A 22,226-nucleotide genomic window follows, 5' to 3' on the forward strand; every position below is an offset into this window, starting at 1 on the left:
GCTCACCGAGCCGCCACCTGCGGGGCCGCTGTGCCACGGGCGGCGGCTCACCGAGCCGCGGTGACGGCGTGTGGGCCACCGCCGGAGGCCGTACGGTCCTGGGCCGCGAGACCCTTCGTACCCCGGCGGGAATTTCCGATTTCGGGCACGGAGAGGCGGGTTCCGTCGGCTGACGGGCCGTAGGCTGCGGAGCCATGTGCGGAATCGTGGGATATGTGGGTTCGCAGTCGGCGCTCGACGTCGTGATGGCCGGGCTGAAGCGGCTGGAGTACCGGGGGTACGACTCGGCGGGTGTCGCCGTGCTCGCGGACGGCGGCCTCGCGGCGGCCAAGAAGGCCGGAAAGCTGGTCAACCTGGACAAGGAGCTGGTCGAACGGCCGCTGCCGACCGGCTCCACCGGCATCGGGCACACCCGCTGGGCCACCCACGGCGGCCCCACGGACGCGAACGCCCACCCGCACCTCGACAACGCCGGACGCGTCGCCGTGGTCCACAACGGCATCATCGAGAACTTCGCCCTGCTGCGGGCGGAGCTGGCCGAGCGCGGGCACGAACTGGCCTCCGAGACCGACACCGAGGTCGTCGCGCACCTGCTGGCCGAGGAGTTCTCCTCCTGCGCCGACCTCGCCGAGGCCATGCGCCTGGTGTGCCGGCGCCTGGAGGGCGCCTTCACTCTCGTCGCCGTGCACGCCGACGCGCCCGGCGTGGTCGTCGGCGCCCGCCGCAACTCCCCGCTCGTGGTGGGCGTCGGCGAGGGCGAGTCCTTCCTCGCCTCCGACGTCGCCGCGTTCATCGCCCACACCCGCTCCGCGATCGAACTCGGCCAGGACCAGGTCGTCGAACTGCGCCGGGACGGCGTCACCGTCACCGGCTTCGACGGGCGGCCCGCCGAGGTCCGCTCCTACAACGTCGACTGGGACGCCGCGGCCGCCGAGAAGGGCGGTTACGACTACTTCATGCTCAAGGAGATCGCCGAGCAGCCCAAGGCGGTCGCCGACACCCTCCTCGGCCGCATCGACGCCGCCGGCTCCCTGACCCTGGACGAGGTGCGGATCAGCGCCGCCGAACTGCGCGAGACGGACAAGGTCGTCATCATCGCCTGCGGCACGGCCTTCCACGCGGGCATGATCGCCAAGTACGCCATCGAGCACTGGACCCGCATCCCCTGCGAGGTCGAACTCGCCAGCGAGTTCCGCTACCGGGACCCCATCCTGGACGCCCAGACCCTGGTCGTCGCCATCTCCCAGTCCGGCGAGACCATGGACACCCTGATGGCGCTGCGCCACGCCCGCGAGCAGGGCGCCAAGGTCCTCGCCATCTGCAACACCAACGGCTCCACCATCCCGCGCGAGTCCGACGCGGTGCTGTACACCCACGCCGGACCCGAGGTCGCCGTCGCCTCCACCAAGGCCTTCCTCACCCAGCTCGTCGCCTGCTACCTCGTCGCCCTCTACCTCGGTCAGGTGCGCGGCACCAAGTGGGGCGACGAGATCCGCGCCGTCATCCGCGACCTCTCGCAGATCGGCGGCGCGGTGGAGCGCGTCCTGGACACGATGGAGCCGGTACGGGAACTCGCCCGCTCCCTCGCCGGCAAGAACACGGTGCTCTTCCTCGGGCGGCACGTCGGCTATCCCGTGGCCCTGGAGGGCGCGCTCAAGCTCAAGGAACTCGCCTACATGCACGCCGAGGGCTTCGCGGCGGGCGAGCTGAAGCACGGCCCGATCGCGCTGATCGACGAGGACCTGCCCGTCGTCGTGGTCGTCCCGTCCCCGCGCGGCCGGTCCCTGCTCCACGACAAGATCGTCTCCAACATCCAGGAGATCCGGGCGAGGGGTGCGCGCACGATCGTGATCGCCGAGGAGGGCGACGAGGCGGTCGTCCCCTACGCCGACCACCTCATCCGCATCCCCGCCACTCCGACCCTGCTCCAGCCGCTGGTCGCGACGGTGCCGTTGCAGGTCTTCGCCTGCGAACTGGCCACCGCCCGGGGCAACGAGGTGGACCAGCCGCGCAACCTCGCGAAGTCGGTGACGGTGGAGTAGCCGTCCGGGGGCGCACGGCTGCGGTGCGGGGCCCGGCGGGAGGGCGGCGATGAATTTCCGCGCCGCTGTCAGTCCTATGGGCAATAGTTGTCAGTCGTGGGAGCGACAACGCCCAACGCCCCGGCACCGAAAGGACGTTCCGCCATGACCGCACCCGTCAAGGGCCCCGCCAGCTACTTCCCGTCCATCGAGAAGAAGTACGGCCGGCCGATCGCCGAGTGGCAGGAACTCGTCCGTTCCTCGCCGCTGACCAAGCACATGGAACTCGTCGGCTGGCTCAAGTCCGAGCACGGAATGGGCCACGGGCACGCCAACGCGCTGGTGGCCCACACCCTCGCCGAGGACAGCGCCGGGTGACCACCCGGCGGGCGCGCACCCGTAGGGTCGTCCCATGAGCATCATCGGGGTCGGCATCGACGTGGCCGAGATCGACCGGTTCGCGGCGTCGCTGGAGCGGACGCCCGCACTGGTCCGGCGGCTCTTCGTGGAACGCGAGCTGCTGCTGCCGAGCGGGGAGCGGCGGGGCATGGCCTCGCTGGCCGCCCGGTTCGCCGCGAAGGAGGCCGTCGCCAAGGCGCTGGGCGCCCCGGCCGGGCTGCTGTGGACGGACGCGGAGGTGTACGTCGAGGACAGCGGGCGGCCGCGGCTGCGGGTGAAGGGCTCGGTGGCGGCGCGGGCCGCCGAACTCGGCGTACGGTCCTGGCACCTCTCGCTCAGCCACGACGCGGGGGTGGCCTCCGCGGTGGTGATCGCGGAGGGGTAGCCGGAGCGGGCCCGCGGAACGGGGTGGGGCGGCGCGTTTCCTGGCACGCCGTCAGCCGGCGCCGGGCCCCGCACCCGTGCCCGTGCCCGGGTCTGTTCCCGTCCTCGTGTCCGTCTCCGTCTCCGTCCGCGTGGCCGTGTCCCCGTCCGTGCCCGTGCCTGTCCCCGCGTCCGTCTCCGTCCGCGTGCCTGTCCCCGTCTCCGCTGTCCCCGCGTCCATGGCGACCACGCGGAACGCCAGTACCGTCGCGTCGTCCTCCGTCTGCGGGCCGGTGAGGCGGGCGACCAGGTCGCGGACGAACGCGTCGAGCGCCTCGCCGCCCGGCGGGACGCCGTCCGCGGCGCAGTCCGCGACGGTACGCAGCAGCCGTGAGGAGTCCCGGTCGAGGTCCGAGCCGCGCCGTTCGATCAGGCCGTCCGAGTAGAGCAGCACCACGTCCCCGGGGCGCAGCCAGGTCTCGGCCGCCGTGTAGGTCTCGTCCGGCAGGACGCCCAGCGGCATGCCGGGGCCGCCCGGGGGCGGACCGAGCAGCACCGCTTCGCCGCCGCGGACCAGGACCGGCGGGGGATGGCCCGCGCACGTCCAGCGCAGCAGTCCGCGGTCGGGGTGGAAGCGGGCGATGACCGCCGTGGCGGTGGACTCCTCGCCGTCGTCGCAGGCGACCGTGTTGAGCCAGCCGGTCAGCCGTTCCACCCACTCGCCGGTGTACGCCAGCCCGGCCAGCGCGTACCGCAGCTTCGCCATCAGGGTGACCGCTTCGAGGCCGTGCCCGCGCGCGTCCCCGAGCGCGATGAGCACCTTCCCGGAGGGCAGGACACGGGTCTTGTACCAGTCGCCGCCCACCCGCGCGGCGCCCGCCTCGGGACGGTAGGCGGCGGCGGCCTCGACCCCGTGCCGGGCCAGTTCCGCGGGGAAGGCGGGCAGCACCGCGTCCCGCAGCCGCTCCGCCACCTCCGCGACGGCGTCGGCCCGCTCCCGCTGCGCCCGCGCCTCCCGGGTCGCCTGCTCGGCCAGGGCACGGCTGCGCCGGTCGGCGGTGACGTCGTGGAGCACCGCGCGCACCGCCCACACCGGCCCCGAGGGCGGGCGGACCGGCTCGGCGACGAACCGCAGGATCCGGCCTTCCGGCCCGGCGAGCCGCAGGTCGCACTCGGCCACCGGCGCGCCCAGCAGGACGTCGTGGACCGCCCGGTACAGCGCGTCCAGGCTCTCCGGGGCCACCATGCGCCCCAGCTCCAGCAGACCGGGCGGCGGCTGCGAGGCGGACAGGCCGAGCGCGTGGGCGAATCCCGACGACGCCTCGACGCCCCCGTCGCCCAGGCTCCACTCGGCCCAGGACACCCCGACCAGGCGCTGCGCCTCCTGCGCCATCAGGGACTCGTGCCCGCGCTCCCAGCTGAGCAGCAGCAGATCCCCGCAGGGCGTCACCCGTACTTCGCTGCTCACCCGGACGGTGAGGTCGCCGGGCCCCGGCAGCGGCCAGTCGGCGGGCTCGGGCCCCTGGGAGCGCCCGGTGCGCAGGGCCTGCGTGAGCAGGCGGGGGACGGCCGTGCCCACGAGGGTGGGCAGGCGCTCGAACAGCGGCACCGGACCGGTCCACGGAGGCAGGGCACCGGGCGGCAGATGCCGGGCACCGTACTCGCGGGCGGCCCGGTTCTGGCCGACGCACAGGAACTCCGGGGCGGGAAGGTCCGGGGCGGGGGAGCCCGGCTCGGGGAAGTCCGGGACGCGGGAGCCCGCATCGGGGGAATGCGGCTCCGCCTCCGGGGGTACCGGGCCGGGGGAAGCGCGGATGATCGTGACGGGGACCGGCAGGGAGTCGAGCAGGCGCAGCACCGGCGCGTCCACGGTCGCGGGCCCGGGGAGCGCACTCGCCTGCGGGTCGCGCGCCCTGTTCTCGCGCCCGGCGCCGCCGCAGGCACTCACGTGCCGGCCGATCCTGAACCGCTGCTCGGTGAGCAGCAGCTCCAGGGACTGCAGCCGCAGTCGGCGCGACGCGTCCTGGCCGGGCGCCGCCCAGGGGCGCGGCGCGTCGAAGCCCGCCGGTTCGTCCGCCATCCGCTCGCGCCTTCTCCCTCGCTCCACCCGGCGGTCCCGGGTCCGCCGGCATTTCCCAGTGGCTCGCCGGGACCACCGGGTTCCCGTGCGGCACCCGACGTATGCAGGGCAGACTCGACGGCATGCGTAACGCCTACAGCGTCGAGACGGTCAGGACAGCCGAGCGCGCCCTCATGGCGCGGCTCCCCGACGGCGCCCTCATGCAGCGCGCGGCCGCCGGGCTCGCCGCCGCCTGCGCGGACCTGCTCGGACGGGTCTACGGCCGCCGGGTGGTGCTCCTGGTGGGCAGCGGTGACAACGGGGGTGACGCGCTGTACGCGGGGGCCCGGCTGGCCCGCCGCGGCGCGGGGGTCACCGCGGTCCTGCTCGCCCCCGGCCGCACGCACCCGGGCGGTCTCGCGGCCCTGCGCCGCGCGGGCGGCACGGTCACCGGCGCGGAGGCCGCCGGTGCGCCCCTCGACCGGGCCGACCTGGTCGTCGACGGCGTCGTCGGCATCGGCGGCAAGGGCGGTCTGCGCCCCGAGGCCGTGCCCCTGGCCGAGCGCGTGGCCCGTTCAGGGGCCCCGGTCGTCGCCGTCGACCTGCCCAGCGGCGTCGAGGCGGACACCGGCGAGGTGCGCGGCGCCGCGGTCCGCGCCGACGTGACCGTCACCTTCGGCACGCACAAGCCGGGACTGCTTATCGACCCGGCCCGCGAGTACGCCGGCACGGTCCGTCTCGTCGACATCGGTCTGGGCGCCCACCTGCCCGCCGAGCCGGAGATCCAGGCGCTGCAGCACGCCGACGTGGCCGCGCTGCTGCCGCGCCCCGCCGCCGAGAGCGACAAGTACCGCAGGGGCGTCGTCGGCATCGCGGCCGGCTCGGCCCGCTACCCCGGGGCGGCCGTGCTCGCCGTCTCCGGCGCGCTGCGCGGCGGGGCGGGCGCCGTACGGTACGTCGGCCCCGCCGGGCAGGCCGTCATCGCCCGCTTCCCCGAGACCCTCGTCTCCGACCGGGGCCCGCGCGAGGCGGGCCGGGTGCAGGCCTGGGTGGTGGGTCCGGGCGCCGGTGAGGACGCGGCCACGGTGGCCGAGGTGCTGGCGGCCGACGTGCCCGTGCTGGTCGACGCCGACGGGCTGCGCCTGGCCGACCGCGCCGCCGTACGGGCCCGTACCGCGCCCACCCTGATGACCCCGCACGCGGGCGAGGCCGCCGCCCTGCTCGGGGTGGCGCGCGAGGAGGTCGAGTCGGCCCGGCTGTCCGCCGTACGGGAACTCGCCGCCGCCTACCGGGCGACCGTCCTCCTGAAGGGCTCGACCACGCTCGTGGCAGGCCCGGACGGCGGTCCCGTCCGCGTCAATCCCACCGGAACCCCCTACCTCGCCACGGCCGGCAGCGGCGACGTGCTGTCCGGGCTGGCGGGTTCGCTGCTGGCGGCCGGGCTGTCCGCAGCGGACGCGGGCAGCGCCGGCGCCTACCTGCACGGTCTGGCCGGCCGCTTCGCCTCGGACGGCGCCCCGGCCGGCGCGCACGACGTGGCGGAGGCTCTCCCGCGGGCCTGGCGGGACGTGCGGGACGCGGCGGCCCCGGGGCGGCTGCGGTAGGACTCCCCGCCGCCTCCACCGCCCTCTGAGACACTGGGGGCGCGATGAACGAGACAGCACACCCGCGGACGGCTCCGCTGCGCGCCCGCGCCGAGATCGATCTGGCCGCTCTGCGGGCCAACGTGCGGGCCCTGCGCGAGCGGGCGCCCGGCGCCGCGCTCATGGCCGTGGTCAAGTCCGACGCGTACGGCCACGGCGCCGTGCCGTGCGCCCGCGCGGCCGTCGCCGCCGGGGCGACCTGGCTCGGCACCGCCACGCCCGAGGAGGCGCTGGCGCTGCGCGCGGCCGGGCTGTCGCCGCGGCAGGTGCGGGTGATGTGCTGGCTGTGGACGCCGGGCGGCCCCTGGCGCGAGGCCGTCGAGGCCGACGTGGACGTGTCCGTGAGCGGACTGTGGGCCATGGCGGAGGTGCGGGAGGCCGCGCGCGCCGCCGGGCGGCCCGCGCGGGTGCAGCTCAAGGCCGACACCGGGCTCGGGCGCAACGGCTGCCAGCCCGGGGACTGGCCCGCCCTCGTCGCCGAGGCGCTGCGCGCCGAGGCGGAGGGCCTGGTCCGCGTCACCGGGCTGTGGTCCCACTTCGCCTGCGCCGACGAGCCGGGGCACCCCTCGATCGCCGCGCAGCTCGCCCGGTTCCGCGAGATGACCGCGTACGCCGAGGCGCGGGGGGTGCGCCCCGAGGTACGGCACATCGCCAACTCGCCGGCCACGCTCACCCTGCCCGAGGCCCACTTCGACCTGGTCCGCACGGGCATCGCCGTCTACGGCATCTCGCCCAGCCCGGAACTGGGCACCCCGGCCGACTTCGGGCTGCGCCCGGTGATGACCCTGTCCGCCTCGCTGGCCCTGGTGAAGCGCGTCCCGGCCGGGCACGGCATCAGCTACGGACACCACTACGTCACCCCCGGCGAGACCACCCTCGGCCTCGTGCCCGTCGGGTACGCCGACGGCATCCCGCGCCACGCCTCCGGCACGGGCCCGGTGCTGGTCGGCGGCAAGTGGCGCACGGTCGCGGGCCGGATCGCCATGGACCAGTTCGTCGTCGACCTCGGCGGCGACGAGCCGGCGACCGGGTCGGAGGCCGTGCTGTTCGGACCGGGCGACCGCGGCGAGCCGACCGCCGAGGACTGGGCGCAGGCCGCGGGCACCATCGCGTACGAGATCGTCACCCGCATCGGGACACGCGTCCCGCGCGTCCATGTGAACGCGGCGGACGAGAGCGGCGGGGCGGGGGGCCCGGCGGACGTCTGAACCGGCCCGGCCGACGAAGAGCGGCCCCGCCGCGTCCCCCGGGAGGCGGCCCAGGGCCCCCGGGTGTCCACTCGGACAGCCGCCGGACCAGTCACACAGCCACACAGTCATACAGCCACACGGAGGAGCGGTAGGTGAGCGAGAGCAGTGCGGCGGCCGGCGCCTCGGGGGCGTTCGGCGGCTGGCGCAGGGCGACCGGCATCGCGGGCGCCGCGATAGGCGTCGTGGCGGCGGGCGCCGCCGCCACCGTCGCCGTCGAGCGGATGACCGTGGGCCGGGGCATGCGCAGGAAGGCCCGGCTCGCCCTGGACTCCGCCGGCCCCTACGGAACCCTGCGCGGCACCCCGGGCCGCGCGTACGCCGACGACGGCACCGAGCTGTACTACGAGGTCGACGACCTCGACCCCGCCCCTTCCGCGGACCTCTCCCCGCGCCGCCGCCGCCTCTTCGGGCGCAAGGATCCCGCCCCCGTCACCGTCGTCTTCAGCCACGGCTACTGCCTCAGCCAGGACTCCTGGCACTTCCAGCGCGCCGCGCTGCGCGGGGTCGTGCGGACCGTGCACTGGGACCAGCGCAGCCACGGCCGCTCCGGGCGGGGCGTGGCCCAGAGCCGGGACGACGTGCCGCTGACCATCGACCAGTTGGGCCGCGACCTGAAGGCCGTGATCGACGCCGCCGCGCCCGAGGGGCCGATCGTGCTGGTCGGGCACTCCATGGGCGGCATGACCGTGATGGCCCTGGCCGCCCAGTACCCGGAGCTGATCCGCGACCGGGTCGTCGCCACCGCCTTCGTCGGCACCTCCTCCGGACGGCTCGGCGAGGTCAACTTCGGGCTGCCGGTCGCCGGGGTCAACGCGGTGCGGCGGGTGCTGCCCGGCGTGCTCAAGGCGCTGGGGCAGCGCGCGGAACTGGTGGAGAAGGGGCGCCGGGCCACCGCCGACCTGTTCGCGGGGATCATCAAGCGCTACTCCTTCGCCGGGCGGGACGTCGACCCGGCCGTCGCCCGGTTCGCCGAGCGCATGATCGAGAGCACCCCCATCGACGTGGTCGCCGAGTTCTACCCGGCCTTCACCGACCACGACAAGACCGGCGCGCTGGCCCTGTTCACGCGGATGCCGGTACTCGTCCTGGCCGGGGTGCAGGACCTGGTCACGCCCAGCGAGCACAGCGAGGCCATCGCCGGCCTGCTGCCCGACGCCGAGCTGGTGCTCGTGCCGGACGCGGGGCACCTGGTGATGCTGGAGCACCCGGAGGCCGTCACCGACCGGCTCGCCGACCTGCTGACCCGCGCGGGCGCGGTCCCCGCAGGCGCTACCGTGGGTGGACATGGAAGCACCAGCAGCACCGCACAGCCCGGCTGACCCCGAGTCCGTCGAGATCACCCTCACCTCCGCCGAGCAGACGCGCGAGTGGGGCCGCCGCCTCGCCGGGCTGCTGCGGGCGGGGGACCTCGTGATGCTCAGCGGGGAACTCGGGGCGGGCAAGACCACGCTGACCCGCGGGCTGGGCGAGGGCCTCGGCGTGCGCGGCGCGGTCACCTCGCCGACCTTCGTGATCGCCCGCGTGCACCCGTCCCTCGGGGACGGCCCGCCGCTCGTCCACGTGGACGCGTACCGCCTGTCCGGCGGGCTCGACGAGATGGAGGACCTGGACCTCGACGTCTCGCTGCCGGACTCCGTGATCGTCGTGGAGTGGGGCGAGGGCAAGGTCGAGGAGCTGACCGACGAGCGGCTGCAGATCGTCATCCACCGGGCCGTCGGCGGCGCCCCCACGGGCGAGGCGCCCGGCGCGGACACGGTGACCGGGACGGACGAGGTGCGGCGTCTGACGGTGACCGGGATCGGCCCGCGCTGGTCGGCCGTCGACCTCGGCGCACTGACCGCGTGACCGCTGACCGTGTGACCGCCTGACCGGCGTGCGGCCGGGCGCCGGCTCCCACCCGCGGGCGGCTCGCGGGCATGTCCCGCTTCCGCGGCCCGCCCCACGTCCGGGTTTCGCGAGCGCCCCCGGGCCCGCCCCGGTTCCGCGTGCGGCCCGCGTCGCGTCCCGCTCCCGGGCGCGGTCCGCGCGCACGTTCCTGGTTCCGGTGGCCGGTCCGCGGGCGCACGCCCTTGGTACCGCCGGTCCGTCCGCGGGCGCACGCCCTTGGTACCGCCGGTCCGTCCGCGCGCCCGTCCCATCCCGGCAGCCAGTCCGCGCCCCCGTCCCGATCCGGCGGTCGGTCCACGCGCACGCCCTGGCTCCGGCGGTCGGTCCACGCGCACGCCCTGGCTCCGGCGGTTGGTCCACGCGCACGTCCTGGCTCCGGTGGTCGGTCCTCGTGCGCCGGGTGCCTGTTCCGGGCCCGGGGCCGGTTCGGCCCCGGTGCCGGGGCCGGGGGTTCCGGAGCCGGGACCTGGTCCTGGGTGCCGACAGCGTGTCGGCAAGCCTTGCGTCCGGTGCGCCCGGCGTGGTCACATGGGGTCCAGTTCGTGGTTAGGTCTACCTAACCATGCCCGCCCCCGACCCCCAGGAGGCGTCCGTGTCGGCTGCCGAGAACCAGCCACGGCCGTACCCGGTCGCCGGTGTGAGCATGCGGGACCTGCTGGCCTCCTGCGCCGCGGCGGAGGCGGTCTCGCGCCCGCCGCGCGCCCCGGAGCAGGCACCCGCGCGTCCGGTCACCCGTTCGGCGCAGGGGCGCCGGCGGGCGGCGTAGAGCCGCAGCCGCCGTCGCCCCAGGTAGGCCCTGTCGTCACATCCCCGTCTGCCTCGCGACGCCATGCACACACTCTCGCCGCACCGGGCCCGGACCCGGGTGCATCCGGTACGAGGGTCAGGGCCCGGCACGCCGAGGGCACGCAGCCGACGCCGCGAGGGCAGCCCTGCGGGCGGACGACGGGAAGGTGACGGCAGGGCCTAGCGGATGACGACGACCTTCTGGCCGATCGTCGCGAACATCCACATCGTGTCGCCGTCCGTCCGGGACTCGCGGATGCCGCCCGTCTGCAGGGCCGGGTCCGGGTCGGGCTGCTCCGTGCTGTCCACCGCCGCGCTGAAACCGATGACGACCCCGTTGACGGCGGCGAAACGCACCACGTGCTCGACGGGCACGCCGTCGGTCCCGGTGACCGCCTTCGACCGCGAGGTGACGGTGTAGGTGCCCGGCGCCGGGTCGACGGTGCCCGGCGTGACCTTGAAGGTGTTCTCCACCCGGCCGCCCGCGCCGACCAGCCAGACCCGGTCGTCGTCCACCGAGTACACCACCCGCTCGCCCGTCCCCGAGCCGGCGGGCAGCGCGGCCGGGTGGCGCCGGTCGCGGGGCGCCTTGCTGACGACGGCCGCGGGGCTCGCCGACGTGCCGGGCCTGCCGCCGAGACCGGGCGGTACGTCCGCCTGCGCCCGGTAGGTCAGGAAGCCGATCGTGGCGACGGCGGTCGCGGTGAGCCCGGCCACGAATCCCGAGCTGCTCCTTGCCACGGTCGCCCACCTTCGTGTCGGTTGCTCCAGCGGATGTCTGTCTTGCGACGGTAGCAGCCGGATTGTTCCTCGCTGGGGCGGCCGTGCCGTCACCGGCGCCCGTGTCGGGCCGCGGGTCCGGCGCCGGGCCGCGCGGCCGCCCGCGGCGCCCGGCACGGCCCCCCGGCGCCGTAGGCTGTTCGCGTGCTCTTGCTCGCTCTGGATACCGCCACCCCCGCCGTCACCGTCGCCCTGCACGACGGCACGGCCGTCATCGCCTCCTCCAGCCAGGTCGACGCGCGCCGGCACGGAGAGCTGCTGCTGCCGGCCGTCGACCGGGTCCTCACCGAGGCCGGGCTGAAGCTGGACGCCGTCACGGGCATCGTGGCCGGCATCGGCCCCGGCCCCTACACCGGACTGCGCGTCGGTCTGATGACCGCCGACACCTTCGGGCTCGCGCTCGGCGTACCCGTGCACGGTGTGTGCACACTCGACGGGCTCGCCTACGCAGCCGACGTTCCCGGCCCCTTCGTGGTGGCCACCGACGCCCGCCGCAAGGAGGTCTACTGGGCGCGCTACGCCGACTCCCGCACCCGGCTGACCGACCCGGCCGTCGACCGGCCCGCCGACATCGCCGCGCAGGTCGCGGGCCTGCCCGCGGTCGGCGCGGGCGCGCTGCTCTACCCGGACACGTTCCCGCAGGCGCACGAGCCCGAGCACGTCTCGGCCGCCGCGCTCGCCTCCCTGGCGGCGGAGCGGCTGGCCGCCGGCGAGGAACTGCCCGCCCCCCGTCCGCTGTACCTGCGCCGGCCCGACGCCCAGGTGCCCAAGAACTACAAGGTGGTCACCCCCAAGTGACCGGACCGACGACGAACCAGGCGGGCGGGCCCCAGCTGCGCGAGATGCGCTGGTGGGACATCGACCCGGTGCTGGAACTGGAGAAGGCCCTCTTCCCCGAGGACGCCTGGTCACGGGGCATGTTCTGGTCCGAGCTGGCCCACTCGCGCGGCCCCGAGGCGACCCGGCGGTACGTCGTGGCCGAGCAGGACGGCCGGATCGTCGGCTACGCCGGACTGGTCGCCTCCGGTGACCAGGGCGACGTCCAGACCATCGCGGTCGCCCGCGAGCTGTGGGGCAGCGGGCTCGGTGCCCGGCTGCTGTCCGAGCTGCTGCGGGCCGCGACCGCCTTCGAGTGCACCGAGGTGATGCTGGAGTGCCGCGTGGACAACCTCCGCGCGCAGAAGCTCTACGAGCGCTTCGGCTTCGCCCCCATCGGCGTCCGGCGGGGCTACTACCAGCCGGGGAACGTGGACGCCCTGGTGATGCGCCTGTCCGACCCCTCCGCCTGCGTACAAGGAACCTGAAGACCCATGGCTGACCCACGCGACGAGCCTCTCGTACTCGGTATCGAGACCTCCTGCGACGAGACCGGCGTCGGCGTCGTCCGCGGCACCACCCTGCTGGCGGACGCCGTCGCCTCCAGCGTCGACGAGCACGCCCGCTTCGGCGGTGTCGTCCCCGAGGTCGCCTCCCGGGCGCACCTGGAGGCGATGGTGCCCACCATCGACCGCGCGCTGAAGGAGGCCGGGGTGAGCGCGAAGGACCTGGACGGCATCGCGGTCACCGCCGGACCCGGCCTGGCCGGCGCCCTGCTGGTCGGCGTGTCGGCGGCGAAGGCGTACGCCTACGCCCTCGGCAAACCCCTCTACGGCGTCAACCACCTCGCCTCGCACATCTGCGTGGACCAGCTGGAGCACGGCCCGCTGCCCGAGCCGACGATGGCGCTGCTGGTCTCCGGCGGCCACTCCTCGCTGCTGCTGTCCACGGACATCACCTCGGACGTGCGCCCGCTCGGCGCGACGATCGACGACGCGGCCGGCGAGGCCTTCGACAAGGTCGCCCGGGTGCTGAACCTGGGCTTCCCCGGCGGCCCGGTCATCGACCGGTACGCGCGTGAGGGCGACCCGGCGGCGATCGCCTTCCCGCGCGGCCTGACCGGTCCGCGCGACGCCGCCTACGACTTCTCCTTCTCCGGGCTGAAGACGGCCGTGGCCCGCTGGATCGAGGCCAGGCGGGCGGCGGGGGAGGAGGTCCCGGTGCGCGACGTGGCGGCCTCCTTCCAGGAGGCGGTCGTGGACGTCCTGACCCGCAAGGCCGTGCGCGCCTGCAAGGACGCGGGCGTGGACCACCTGATGATCGGCGGCGGGGTGGCCGCCAACTCCCGGCTGCGCGCCCTCGCCCAGGAACGCTGCGAGGCCGCGGGCGTCCGGCTGCGCGTCCCCCGGCCCAAACTGTGCACGGACAACGGCGCGATGGTGGCTGCCCTCGGCTCCGAGATGGTCGCCCGCAACCGCGCGGCCTCCGACTGGGAGCTGTCGGCGGACTCCTCCCTGCCGGTGACGGACCCGCACGTGCCGGGCGAGACGCACCGCCGCGGCCACTCGCACGGCCATGACCACGTGCACGAGGTCAGCAAGGAGAACCTGTACTCGTGACCGTCGCGCTGATGTGGGAGGCCCGCGCGGTCGCGGGCCGGGGCGGTGAACTCCTCGACTGGGCACGGCGCCAGACGCTCGCTCAGGAGCCGATGCGCCGCGAGACGTTCCGCGCCCCGCAGGACCGGGTGCTGGTCGTCACCTGGTGGGACGCGGCCTACGACGCCGATCTTCCCGAACTGCCCGAGCCGGACGGCTCGTTGGTGACCCGTACCGTCCACCGCTGGCGGTTCGAGCAGGTCGCGGACGCGCCGGCGCCCGGCTAGCCGGGGCGGGAGCGGGTCAGGGCGCCGAGTGGCGTGCGGCGCCCGCGGTGCGCTATGATCATCACACAGCAAGCGGCCGGAACAACGGCCCGCGAGCAGTGCGTTGGTGGTCCAAGGAAAGACGTCCCGCTTCCTGCGGGGAGATGCAGGTGCAAGGCCTGCCCGGCGCTCGACCAGACCCCGTCCCGGTTCTCCGGGGCGGGGTCTTGTGCGTGTCCGGCGCGCCGCCGTCGGGCGGGCCGGGTCCCGGTCCGCCCCCCCGGGCGAACGCGGACCGGGACCCGGTGCTCAGCCTTCCCGCGAGACGAGCGTGTCGCAGCGCAGCCGCCGCTCCGTGCCCACCTCCCGCACCGGACCCGTCAGGGTCAGCCGGGCCGTGTGGCGGACGTCCGCGCTGGAGGCGGCCAGCCGCAGTTCCAGGTCGCCCGGCTCGACGATCCGGCGCCCCGACCGGTCGGTGAACGCCGACAGGTCCGCGTGGAAACGGAACGTCACCCGGCTCGACTCGCCGGGGGCCAGCTCCAGCCGCTGGTAGCCGACCAGCCGGACGTCGGGCCGGGTCACGGCGGCCACCGGGTCGTGCAGATAGAGCTGCACCACCTCGGCGCCCGCCCGCTCACCCGTGTTCCGCACCGTCAGCGAGAGGTCGTAGGCGCCGTCCGTGCCGGTCGTGGCGCTCTCCTCGCCGGTGAAGTCCTCCCAGGCGAACGTCGTGTACGAGCGGCCGTGCCCGAACGGGTACAGCGGTGTCGGGTCCAGGCTGCTCACCTCGTCGGCCAGGCCCAGCGGCGGCTGGAGGTAGGTCCAGGGCTGGCCCCCGGGACCGCGCGGCACGCTCACCGGCAGGCGGCCCGACGGGTTCACCCGGCCCGAGAGCACACCCGCGACCGCGGGGCCGCCCTCCTCGCCGGGGAAGAAGGCCTGGACCACCGCGCCGAGCCGGCCCTCCCAGCGGCCCAGCGCGTAGGGGCGGCCGGTGAGCAGGACCAGGACGACGGGGACGCCGGTGGCGACCAGCGCGTCCAGCAGTTCGCCCTGCACACCGGGCAGCGCCAGGTCCGCCACGTCGCAGCCCTCGCCGGAGGTGCCGCGGCCGAACAGTCCCGACCGGTCGCCGAGCACCGCCACGCACACGTCGGCCTCCGCCGTGCGTGCCACCGCCTGGGCGAAGCCCGAGGTGTCCGGGTCCGCCACGCCGCAGCCCTCGGTGAACGACACCTTGGCGTCCGGCAGTTCGCCGCGCAGCGCGTCGAGGACGGTGGGGATCTCGATGCCCAGCGGCACCTCGGGGTGCTGGGTGCCGACGTGGGAGGGGAAGGAGTAGCAGCCCAGCATCGCCAGCGCGTCGGCGGCGCGGGGCCCGACGACCGCGATCCGCGTGCCGGGGGAGAGGGGCAGCACCCCGTCGGGGTTGGACAGCAGGACCACCGACTCCTCGGCCAGGCGGCGGGCCACGGCCCGGTTCCCGGCCGAGTCGAGGTCGACGGGCCCGGCGGGCACATCGGGGTCCCAGTCGGCGTCCAGGAGGCCCAGCTCGCACTTCTGGAGCAGGACCCGGCGGGCGGCGCGGTCCACCAGCTCCTCGGGGACGGTGCCCGCGCGGACGGCGGCGACCAGGCCGGTGCCGTAGCACTTGACGGTGGGCAGTTCCACGTCGATGCCGGCGGCGAGCGCCAGGTGCGCGGACTCGGCGGGGCTGCCGGCCACCCGGTGCAGGGTCTGCAGGAAGTCGATGCCGAAGTAGTCGGCGACCACCGTGCCGGTGAAGCCCCACCGTTCGCGCAGCAGCCCGGTGAGCAGGGCGGGGTCGGCCGAGGCGGGCACGCCGTCGGTCTCCGTGTACGCCGCCATCACCGAGCGGGCGCCGCCCTCGCGCAGCGCCATCTCGAAGGGCACCAGCGTGACGTCGGCGAACTCGCGGGTGCCCGCGCGGACCGGGGCCAGGTTGCGGGCGCCGGAGGAGGACGCGTATCCGGCGAAGTGCTTCAGGGTGGCGACCACGCCCGCCGACTGCAGGCCGCGCACGTAGGCGGTGCCGATCGTGCCGACCAGGTAGGGGTCCTCGCCGATGGTCTCCTCGACCCGGCCCCAGCGCGGGTCGCGCACCACGTCCAGGACCGGTGCGAGCCCCTGGTGGACGCCCAGCGCCCGCATGTCACGGCCGATGCGCGCCGCCATCTCCTCCACCAGCGGCGCATCGAAGCTCGCGCCCCAGGCCAGCGGCACCGGGTACGCCGTGGCACCCCAGGCGGTGAAGCCGGCCAGGCACTCCTCGTGGGCGACGGCGGGGATGCCGAACCGGCCCGCACCGGCGATGCGGCGCTGGGCCCGGCTCAGCGCGCGGGCCCCGGCCGCGGGGTCCACGGGGGCGGTGCCGAAGGAGCGGGTGAGCTGGCCCAGCCCCTGGGTGATCAGCTCGTCCCAGTCGTAGTCGGTGTTCATGTGCTGCTGGAGCGGGGCGACGCCGTCGCCGTCCGTGGCGGCACCCACCCACACGCCGTACAGCTGGGCCGTCTTCTCCTCCAGGGTCATCCGGGACAGGAGGTCGTCGACGCGGTCGGCGGCGGGCAGGGCGGGGTCCTGCCAGGAACGGGTGGTCATGGAACTCCTGTCGGAGACGTCGGTGGTGGGTGAGTTCACTTGCCGCCCACCCCCATCAGGCCCCCGACGAGGGCGCGCCGCGCCACCAGGTAGACGGCGAAGACCGGGATGCCGGAGAGGACGACCGAGGCGAGCAGGGCGGGGATGTTCACGCCGAACTGGCTCACGTAGTTGAACAGGCCGAGGGTGAGCACGCGCGGGCCGTCGGACTGGGTGAAGATCAGCGGGAAGAGGAAGCCGTTCCAGGCCTGCAGCGCGGCGTAGACGACGACCGTGCTGATGCCGCCCTTGGCCATCGGGACGACCAGCTGGAACAGCATGCGGGTGGTGGAGGCGCCGTCCAGCGCCATCGCCTCGTACATCTCCTCGGAGATGTCGCGCAGGGTGCCGGTGAGGATCAGCACCGAGACAGGCATGGCGAAGGCCGCGGTCGGCAGGACGACGGCGAGCAGGCTGTCGTACAGGTTCAGCTTGGCGATCATCAGGTAGAGCGGGACGACCACCGCCTGCGCGGGGATGGCCACGCCCAGCAGGAACAGCCGGAAGGAGGCGCCCGACCAGAAGGTGCGCGAGCGCACGGCCACGTAGGACAGCGGGACGCACAGGAGAAGGACGATGGCCACGACCGCGGCCGCGACGATCACCGTGTTGAGCAGCAGGTGCCCGAAGCCGTTGTGCAGGACGGTGTTGTAGTTGGCGAGGGTGGGGTGGGCCGGGGGCTTGAGGGCGTTGCCGCCCAGCGCCTCGTCCTGGCGGGTCAGCGAGGCCGAGATCATCGCGTAGATCGGGACGATGACGACGACCAGCCACAGCACCGAGCCGAGTCCGGCGATCGGGTTGGGGCGCCTGGTCCAGTGGCGGCGGCGGCGCGCGGGGCCGCCGGCCGGTGTGCGCGGTGCGGTCCTCACCGGACGCGGACGCCGCAGCGTGTCGTGTGGCACAGCGTCACATCCCTTCCCTGGTACTGCGCATGGCGCCGAACCCGGAGAGCCGGACCAGCACGAGCGACAGTGCGGTGGCGGCCACGACGAGGAACGACGCGATGGCGCTCGCGTAGCCGAAGTCGTAGCTCTTGAAGCCCGCCTCGTACATCAGGTAGGGCAGGATCGCGGTGTCGGTGCCCGGGCCGCCCTGGGTGAGGATCAGCACGGTCTCGAAGTACGTCAGCGAGCCGACGACCATCAGCACGCCGGACGTGGTCGCCGTGTTGCGCAGCTGGGGCAGTGTGATCGAGAAGAACTGGCGCCGGCGGCCGGCGCCGTCCATCGCCGCCGCCTGGTAGAGGACCTCGGGGATCTGCCGGGCCCCGCCCTGGTAGATCAGGGTGTGGAACGGGATGAACTGCCAGCCGCCGACGAAGACGATCGCCAGGAAGGCGCCGGAGGTGGTGCCGAGCGTGTCGCCGTGGATGATGCCGAAGTTCGGGTCGAGCAGCGCGTAGAAGAGCAGTGAGATCGCCGTCGAGGAGAGCAGGAACGGCACGAAGAAGACCGCCGACAGGATCGCGCGGTTGCGCTGGCGGCCCGCGGCCCAGACCCCGAGCAGCAGGGAGACCACCGTCTGGAAGGCCCAGCTGACCGCGGTCAGCACGACGGTCACTGTCAGGGACTGGGTCAGGCGCGGGTCGTGGATCAGTTTCTGCCAGTTGGCGAGGCCGACGGGCTGGGGGTCGCCCAGGCCGTTCCACCTGGTGAAGGACAGGTAGAAGGCCAGCGCCATGGGAGCGACGGCGAAGACCGTGAAGAACAGGACGGCGGGCAGCGCCCAGGCGGCGTGCGGACGGCCGGTCCGCACGCCCCTGCCCGGGCCGCCCTTCGTCCGGGTGGTGACCGCAGAACTCACTTCAGCCCCTTGAGCGCCGAGACGAACTGGTCCGGCGACGACTTGCCCACGAACAGCTTGTTGATCTCGGTGAGCATCGGCGTCTGCCAGCTCGGGTCGACCGCCTGGTCCCAGCTCAGGGTGAAGGCGGGCGCCTGCTGCACCATCTGGTACTGGAACTTGGCGAAGGCGGGGTTGGGGGAGGAGTCGAGCAGGGTGGCGGCCTTGGTCGTGGTCGGTACGTCACCGTTGGCGATCAGGTCCTTGGTGTAGGCCTCGGAGGCGCAGTCGCGCAGGAAGGCGACGGCCGCGTCCTTGTCGGAGACCCGGGTGTTCACGGACCAGTAGTTGGTGGGGTTGCCGACCACGTTGCGGATGTCGCCGGCACCGCCGTCGTACTTCGGGAAGGCGCACCAGCCGAGTTCCTTCCTGGCGAAGTCCGGGAACTTGCCGAGCTGCGTGGAGTACTCCCACGAGCCCATCAGGTGCATCGCCGCCTTGCCCTTGGCGAACACGGCGGGGGCGCCGCCGTTGTTGTACGACACCGAGCTGTAGCCCTTGCCGAAGGCGCCGTCGTCGATGAGCTGCTTGACCGTCTCGGCCGCCTTCAGCACGGCCGGGTCGCCCCAGGCCGAGGCGTCGCCGTTCCTGATCTTCTCGAAGACCTGCGGGCCGCCGATGCGGTCGAGCAGGTACTCCAGCCACATCAGCTCGGGCCAGGTGTCGGCGCCGCCGAGGGCGAACGGGGTGATGCCCGCCTTCGTCAGCTTGGTGTTGTTGTCGAGCAACTGGTCCCAGGTGGTGGGCGGTTGCAGCTTGTGCTCGGCGAACAGGGACTTGTTGTAGAAGAGGATCACCGGCTGCATGCCGCGCATCGGGATCCCGTAATTGCGGCCGCCGAGCCCGCCCGCGGCGAGCACGGAGGGCAGGAAGCCGCCCTTGAGCGTCGCGTCGGACGTGATGACGTCGGTGAGATCGACCAGCTGGCCGGCCTCCTGGTAGGCCTTGATGGAGCCGCCGCCCCAGTTGTAGAAGACGTCCGGCGCGTTGGGCGAGCCCATGGCGGTGCGCAGCTTGGCCGGGTAGTCGGAGGCGGGGATCTTCTGCAGTTCGACCTTGGCCTTGGCCTGCTTGGCCGTGGCCGAAGCGTTGAACCGGTCGACCGCCTTGACCTGGATCTTCACCGCGTCGTCGCCGTACACCATCGCCGTGATGGTGCCGCCGCCCGAACCGCCCGAACCGCTGCCGGAACCGCAGGCCGTGAGCCCCGCGGCCGAGATCAGGGTGGTGGCGCCGGCGCCGAGGAACCAGCGCCTGCTGTAGGACTCCATGTGACGGCACCTCTCACGAAGGATCGCTCGGGCCGGACGCGGTGCCGTCGGCACCGGGAACACTCCGGTTGCCCGAATGTTTCGGATGTGACTTCGAATGTTCCGGGAACGTAAGGCGTGCCGGGGGGTTCGTCAAGGGGTCGCGCAGAGATACGATCCCGGCCATGAAGCCGACCAAGACCCCCGCAACCCGCACCGCCACCCTCGCTGAGATCGCCCGCGAGGCCGGGGTGTCGGCTCCGACTGTTTCGAAGGTCCTCAACGGGCGCGCCGACGTGGCCCCGGCGACCCGCAGCCGCGTCGAGGACCTGCTGCGCGCCCACGGCTACCGGCGCAGGCGCGCCGAGGCCACCCGCTCGCCGCTGATCGACGTCGTCTTCCACGAGCTGGAGAGCGCCTGGGCGATGGAGGTCATCCGGGGCGTGGAGAACGTGGCGCGGGACGCGGGCCTGAGCGTCGTGCTCTCCGAGAGCGCGGGCCGGCTCACCCCCGGCCGGACCTGGGCGGACCAGGTCGCCGCCCGCCGCCCGCACGGCGTGGTCCTCGTCCTGTCGGACCTCGACGAGTCCCAGCGGGCGCTGCTGACCAGCCGCTCCATCCCCTTCGTGGTGATGGACCCGGCCGGCGACCCGGGCACCGACGTGCCCTCGATCGGCGCGACCAACTGGCAGGGCGGCCTCGCCGCCACCCGGCACCTGGTGGAGCTGGGCCACACCCGCATCGGCGCCATCAGCGGGCCGTCCCGGATGATGTGCAGCCGCGCCCGGGTCGACGGCTACCGGGCGGCGCTGGAGACGGCGGGGGTACCGGTCGACCCGTCACTGATCGTCACCGGCGACTTCCACCACGAGGCCGGCTACCGCCTCGGCCTGGAGCTGCTGCGCCGCCCGGACCGCCCGAGCGCCGTCTTCGCGGGCAACGACCTCCAGGCGCTCGGCCTGTACGAGGCGGCGCGGGAGCTGGGCCTGCGCATCCCGGAGGACCTGAGCGTGGTCGGCTTCGACGACCTGCCCGTGGCGCGCTGGGTGGGGCCGCCGCTGACGACCGTACGGCAGCCGCTCACCGAGATGGCGGAGGCGGCGGCGCGGCTGGTGCTCGACCTCGGACGGGAGGAGGAGCCGCCGGCGGCGACACGGGTGGAGCTGGCGACGAGCCTGGTGGTGCGCAGCAGCACGGCGCGGCCGGGCGAGTGACCCACCGGGGGGCCTTCGAAACTTTCGAAGCCGGCCACCGGAAGGCGTCGGGGGCGCCGGAAAGTACAGGAAGGCGCGGGAAGGCGCCGGAACAGCCGCTGGAGGGCGGAGCCGGCGCCCGGCACGCCGCGGGCGCCGCCGCGGCGGGGAGGCCTCCCGCTAGGCGGCAGGGGCGGGGTGCCCCAGCAGCATCGTCGGGGCGCCCGCGACCCGGGTGAGGAACACCGTCATCGTGCCGCGCCCGTGCGGCTTCGGCAGCACCTTGCGGCGCAGTTCCTCCGGCTCCACGGCCGAGCCGCGCTTCTTCACGGTGAGCGTGCCGACCTCGTGCTCCCGCAGCAGCGCCTTCAGTTTCTTGACGTTGAAGGGCAGCCGGCCGGTGATCTCGTAGGCGGTGGCGTACGGGGTGGGGCGGAGCTCGTCGGCGGTGACGTAGGCGATGGTCTCGTCGACGAGGCCGCCGCCGAGTTCCTCGGCGACCTCGGCGACCAGGTGGGAGCGGATGACGGCGCCGTCGGGCTCGTACAGGTACCGGCCCACCGGCCGCACCGGCGGGTCGGGCAGGCCGCGGCCGCGCAGGCTGTGCGGGCCGGGCAGCAGCGTCGCGCGCACCGTGCCCGGCTCGGTGCCGAACCACAGCACCGCTTCCTTCACGTCCCCGCCGTCGGAGATCCACTCGGCCTCGGCCTGGGGCGCGACCGCCTCGTGCGGGATGCCGGGGGCGACCTTCAGGGCGGCGTGCGGAGCCCTGAGCGCGGCCTGCACGGCCCAGGACAGCGGCGGCGAGTACGCCTCGGGATCGAAGATCCGCCCACCCGTCGCCCGGCCGGCCCCTCGTCCGCCGCCGCGCCGGGCGGGATCCACGAACACGGCGTCGTACGACGACGTGTCGACGTCCGTGACGTCCGCCTCGCGGACCTCGATGAGGGCGTCGAGCCCGAGCGCCGCCGCGTTGGCGCGGGCCGCCGCGGCCGTCACCGGGTCCCGGTCCACGGCCAGGACGCGGATCCCGGCGCGGGCCAGCGCGATCGCGTCCCCGCCGATGCCGCAGCACAGGTCCGCCAGGCAGGACACGCCCAGTTCCCTCAGCCGCGCCGCGCGGTAGGCCGCCACGCTCGCCCGGGTGGACTGCTCCACGCCGTTCGGGGTGAAGAACATCCGCTCCGCGTCCGCCGCCCCGAACTTCGCCGCCGCCCGCTGCCGCAGCCGGGCCTGTCCGAGCGCGGCCGAGACCAGGCCGGCGGGGTGCTCGCGGCGCAGCCGGGTGGCGACGGCGAGTTCGTCGGCGGGGGCGGTGCCGCGCACCTCCTCCAGGAGGGCGCGGCCCTCGGGGGTGAGGAGCGAGGCGAAGGCGTGCAGCGGGGCGAGTGGGTCGGTCACCGCCTCATTGT

20 protein-coding genes are annotated in these 22,226 nt (G+C 74.5%); 13 read left to right on the top strand and 7 right to left on the bottom strand.

The window, feature by feature from the left end; all coding sequences use genetic code 11:
* The first annotated feature begins 194 nt into the window (after positions 1-194).
* The 3 genes from glmS (at position 195) to IG64_RS20945 (ending at position 2,805) form a co-directional block, all read left to right on the top strand.
* Complete coding sequence (glmS, locus tag IG64_RS20935; protein ID WP_037858445.1) at positions 195-2,042, top strand: glutamine--fructose-6-phosphate transaminase (isomerizing); 1,848 nt, start codon at positions 195-197, stop codon at positions 2,040-2,042.
* A gap of 144 nt (positions 2,043-2,186) precedes the next feature.
* A complete protein-coding gene (locus IG64_RS20940) occupies positions 2,187-2,399 on the top strand; it encodes a DUF4287 domain-containing protein (RefSeq protein ID WP_037858447.1) in 213 nt (70 codons plus the stop codon).
* A gap of 34 nt (positions 2,400-2,433) precedes the next feature.
* Positions 2,434-2,805, top strand: a complete 372-nt coding sequence (locus IG64_RS20945; RefSeq protein ID WP_037858448.1) for a holo-ACP synthase — start codon at positions 2,434-2,436, stop codon at positions 2,803-2,805.
* A 51-nt stretch (positions 2,806-2,856) separates the two neighbouring features.
* Here IG64_RS20945 and IG64_RS42875 read toward each other — a convergent pair whose 3' ends face one another.
* Positions 2,857-4,863, bottom strand: coding sequence for a PP2C family protein-serine/threonine phosphatase (locus IG64_RS42875; protein ID WP_078884116.1), 2,007 nt, complete (start codon positions 4,861-4,863; stop codon positions 2,857-2,859).
* Positions 4,864-4,985: 122 nt separating this feature from the next.
* Between IG64_RS42875 and IG64_RS20955 the strand changes: the two genes are divergently transcribed.
* The 5 genes from IG64_RS20955 (at position 4,986) to IG64_RS41655 (ending at position 10,388) form a co-directional block, all read left to right on the top strand.
* Positions 4,986-6,446, top strand: a complete 1,461-nt coding sequence (locus IG64_RS20955) for a bifunctional ADP-dependent NAD(P)H-hydrate dehydratase/NAD(P)H-hydrate epimerase (protein ID WP_037858509.1) — start codon at positions 4,986-4,988, stop codon at positions 6,444-6,446.
* A 44-nt stretch (positions 6,447-6,490) separates the two neighbouring features.
* Complete coding sequence (gene alr / locus IG64_RS20960) at positions 6,491-7,693, top strand: alanine racemase (protein ID WP_037858449.1); 1,203 nt, start codon at positions 6,491-6,493, stop codon at positions 7,691-7,693.
* 134 nt (positions 7,694-7,827) lie between these two features.
* Entirely contained in the window at positions 7,828-9,054 is a 1,227-nt protein-coding gene (locus tag IG64_RS20965) for an alpha/beta fold hydrolase (protein ID WP_037858450.1), read from the top strand.
* Positions 9,020-9,580: a tRNA (adenosine(37)-N6)-threonylcarbamoyltransferase complex ATPase subunit type 1 TsaE gene (gene tsaE, locus IG64_RS20970; RefSeq protein WP_037858451.1), complete on the top strand. Its 561-nt coding sequence runs from the start codon at positions 9,020-9,022 to the stop codon at positions 9,578-9,580. Before IG64_RS20965 ends, tsaE begins: the two co-directional genes overlap by 35 nt.
* 634 nt (positions 9,581-10,214) lie before the next feature.
* Positions 10,215-10,388, top strand: a complete 174-nt coding sequence (locus IG64_RS41655; RefSeq protein ID WP_199811631.1) for a hypothetical protein — start codon at positions 10,215-10,217, stop codon at positions 10,386-10,388.
* Positions 10,389-10,588: 200 nt separating this feature from the next.
* Here the strand turns inward: IG64_RS41655 and IG64_RS20980 are convergent, their stop codons facing one another.
* A complete protein-coding gene (locus IG64_RS20980; protein ID WP_037858454.1) occupies positions 10,589-11,149 on the bottom strand; it encodes a hypothetical protein in 561 nt (186 codons plus the stop codon).
* Positions 11,150-11,332: 183 nt separating this feature from the next.
* On the opposite strand from IG64_RS20980, the gene tsaB reads away from it, so the two are divergent.
* From tsaB to IG64_RS21000, 4 genes are read left to right on the top strand one after another with little or no spacing between them, the layout of a single operon-like run.
* Entirely contained in the window at positions 11,333-11,986 is a 654-nt protein-coding gene (gene tsaB / locus IG64_RS20985; RefSeq protein ID WP_037858455.1) for a tRNA (adenosine(37)-N6)-threonylcarbamoyltransferase complex dimerization subunit type 1 TsaB, read from the top strand.
* Between the two features lie 44 nt (positions 11,987-12,030).
* Complete coding sequence (gene rimI / locus IG64_RS20990; RefSeq protein WP_107474313.1) at positions 12,031-12,492, top strand: ribosomal protein S18-alanine N-acetyltransferase; 462 nt, start codon at positions 12,031-12,033, stop codon at positions 12,490-12,492.
* 6 nt (positions 12,493-12,498) lie between these two features.
* Positions 12,499-13,623 carry a tRNA (adenosine(37)-N6)-threonylcarbamoyltransferase complex transferase subunit TsaD gene (tsaD, locus tag IG64_RS20995; RefSeq protein ID WP_037858458.1) on the top strand — a complete coding sequence of 375 codons (1,125 nt, stop codon included), beginning with the start codon at positions 12,499-12,501 and terminating at the stop codon, positions 13,621-13,623.
* A complete protein-coding gene (locus IG64_RS21000; protein WP_037858459.1) occupies positions 13,620-13,889 on the top strand; it encodes a hypothetical protein in 270 nt (89 codons plus the stop codon). Before tsaD ends, IG64_RS21000 begins: the two co-directional genes overlap by 4 nt.
* A gap of 288 nt (positions 13,890-14,177) precedes the next feature.
* Here the strand turns inward: IG64_RS21000 and IG64_RS21005 are convergent, their stop codons facing one another.
* The 4 genes from IG64_RS21005 to IG64_RS21020 are packed head-to-tail and all read right to left on the bottom strand — an operon-like array spanning position 14,178 to position 19,642.
* Complete coding sequence (locus IG64_RS21005) at positions 14,178-16,490, bottom strand: glycoside hydrolase family 3 N-terminal domain-containing protein (protein WP_037858460.1); 2,313 nt, start codon at positions 16,488-16,490, stop codon at positions 14,178-14,180.
* A gap of 35 nt (positions 16,491-16,525) precedes the next feature.
* Complete coding sequence (locus IG64_RS21010; RefSeq protein ID WP_420709951.1) at positions 16,526-17,431, bottom strand: carbohydrate ABC transporter permease; 906 nt, start codon at positions 17,429-17,431, stop codon at positions 16,526-16,528.
* Between the two features lie 4 nt (positions 17,432-17,435).
* Positions 17,436-18,332, bottom strand: coding sequence for a carbohydrate ABC transporter permease (locus IG64_RS21015; protein WP_037858462.1), 897 nt, complete (start codon positions 18,330-18,332; stop codon positions 17,436-17,438).
* Positions 18,329-19,642, bottom strand: coding sequence for an ABC transporter substrate-binding protein (locus IG64_RS21020; protein ID WP_037858464.1), 1,314 nt, complete (start codon positions 19,640-19,642; stop codon positions 18,329-18,331). Before IG64_RS21020 ends, IG64_RS21015 begins: the two co-directional genes overlap by 4 nt.
* A gap of 164 nt (positions 19,643-19,806) precedes the next feature.
* Here IG64_RS21020 and IG64_RS21025 point away from each other — a divergent pair, with 164 nt between their 5' ends.
* Positions 19,807-20,835, top strand: a complete 1,029-nt coding sequence (locus IG64_RS21025) for a LacI family DNA-binding transcriptional regulator (RefSeq protein WP_037858465.1) — start codon at positions 19,807-19,809, stop codon at positions 20,833-20,835.
* Between the two features lie 159 nt (positions 20,836-20,994).
* On the opposite strand, the gene IG64_RS21030 is transcribed toward IG64_RS21025, so the two are convergent.
* Positions 20,995-22,215, bottom strand: coding sequence for a THUMP-like domain-containing protein (locus IG64_RS21030; RefSeq protein WP_234438580.1), 1,221 nt, complete (start codon positions 22,213-22,215; stop codon positions 20,995-20,997).
* Positions 22,216-22,226 lie beyond the last annotated feature (11 nt).

Origin of the sequence: Streptomyces sp. NRRL S-340 (assembly GCF_000720185.1) — a bacterium.
Classification (GTDB): Bacteria; Actinomycetota; Actinomycetes; order Streptomycetales; family Streptomycetaceae; genus Streptomyces.

Coding starts and splice junctions, on each gene's coding strand:
- glmS (WP_037858445.1), top strand. CDS start 195: ATGTGCGGAATCGTGGGATATGTGGGTTCGCAGTCGGCGCTCGACGTC.
- IG64_RS20940 (WP_037858447.1), top strand. CDS start 2,187: ATGACCGCACCCGTCAAGGGCCCCGCCAGCTACTTCCCGTCCATCGAG.
- IG64_RS20945 (WP_037858448.1), top strand. CDS start 2,434: ATGAGCATCATCGGGGTCGGCATCGACGTGGCCGAGATCGACCGGTTC.
- IG64_RS42875 (WP_078884116.1), bottom strand. CDS start 4,863: ATGGCGGACGAACCGGCGGGCTTCGACGCGCCGCGCCCCTGGGCGGCG.
- IG64_RS20955 (WP_037858509.1), top strand. CDS start 4,986: ATGCGTAACGCCTACAGCGTCGAGACGGTCAGGACAGCCGAGCGCGCC.
- alr (WP_037858449.1), top strand. CDS start 6,491: ATGAACGAGACAGCACACCCGCGGACGGCTCCGCTGCGCGCCCGCGCC.
- tsaE (WP_037858451.1), top strand. CDS start 9,020: ATGGAAGCACCAGCAGCACCGCACAGCCCGGCTGACCCCGAGTCCGTC.
- rimI (WP_107474313.1), top strand. CDS start 12,031: ATGCGCTGGTGGGACATCGACCCGGTGCTGGAACTGGAGAAGGCCCTC.
- tsaD (WP_037858458.1), top strand. CDS start 12,499: ATGGCTGACCCACGCGACGAGCCTCTCGTACTCGGTATCGAGACCTCC.
- IG64_RS21005 (WP_037858460.1), bottom strand. CDS start 16,490: ATGACCACCCGTTCCTGGCAGGACCCCGCCCTGCCCGCCGCCGACCGC.
- IG64_RS21020 (WP_037858464.1), bottom strand. CDS start 19,642: ATGGAGTCCTACAGCAGGCGCTGGTTCCTCGGCGCCGGCGCCACCACC.
- IG64_RS21025 (WP_037858465.1), top strand. CDS start 19,807: ATGAAGCCGACCAAGACCCCCGCAACCCGCACCGCCACCCTCGCTGAG.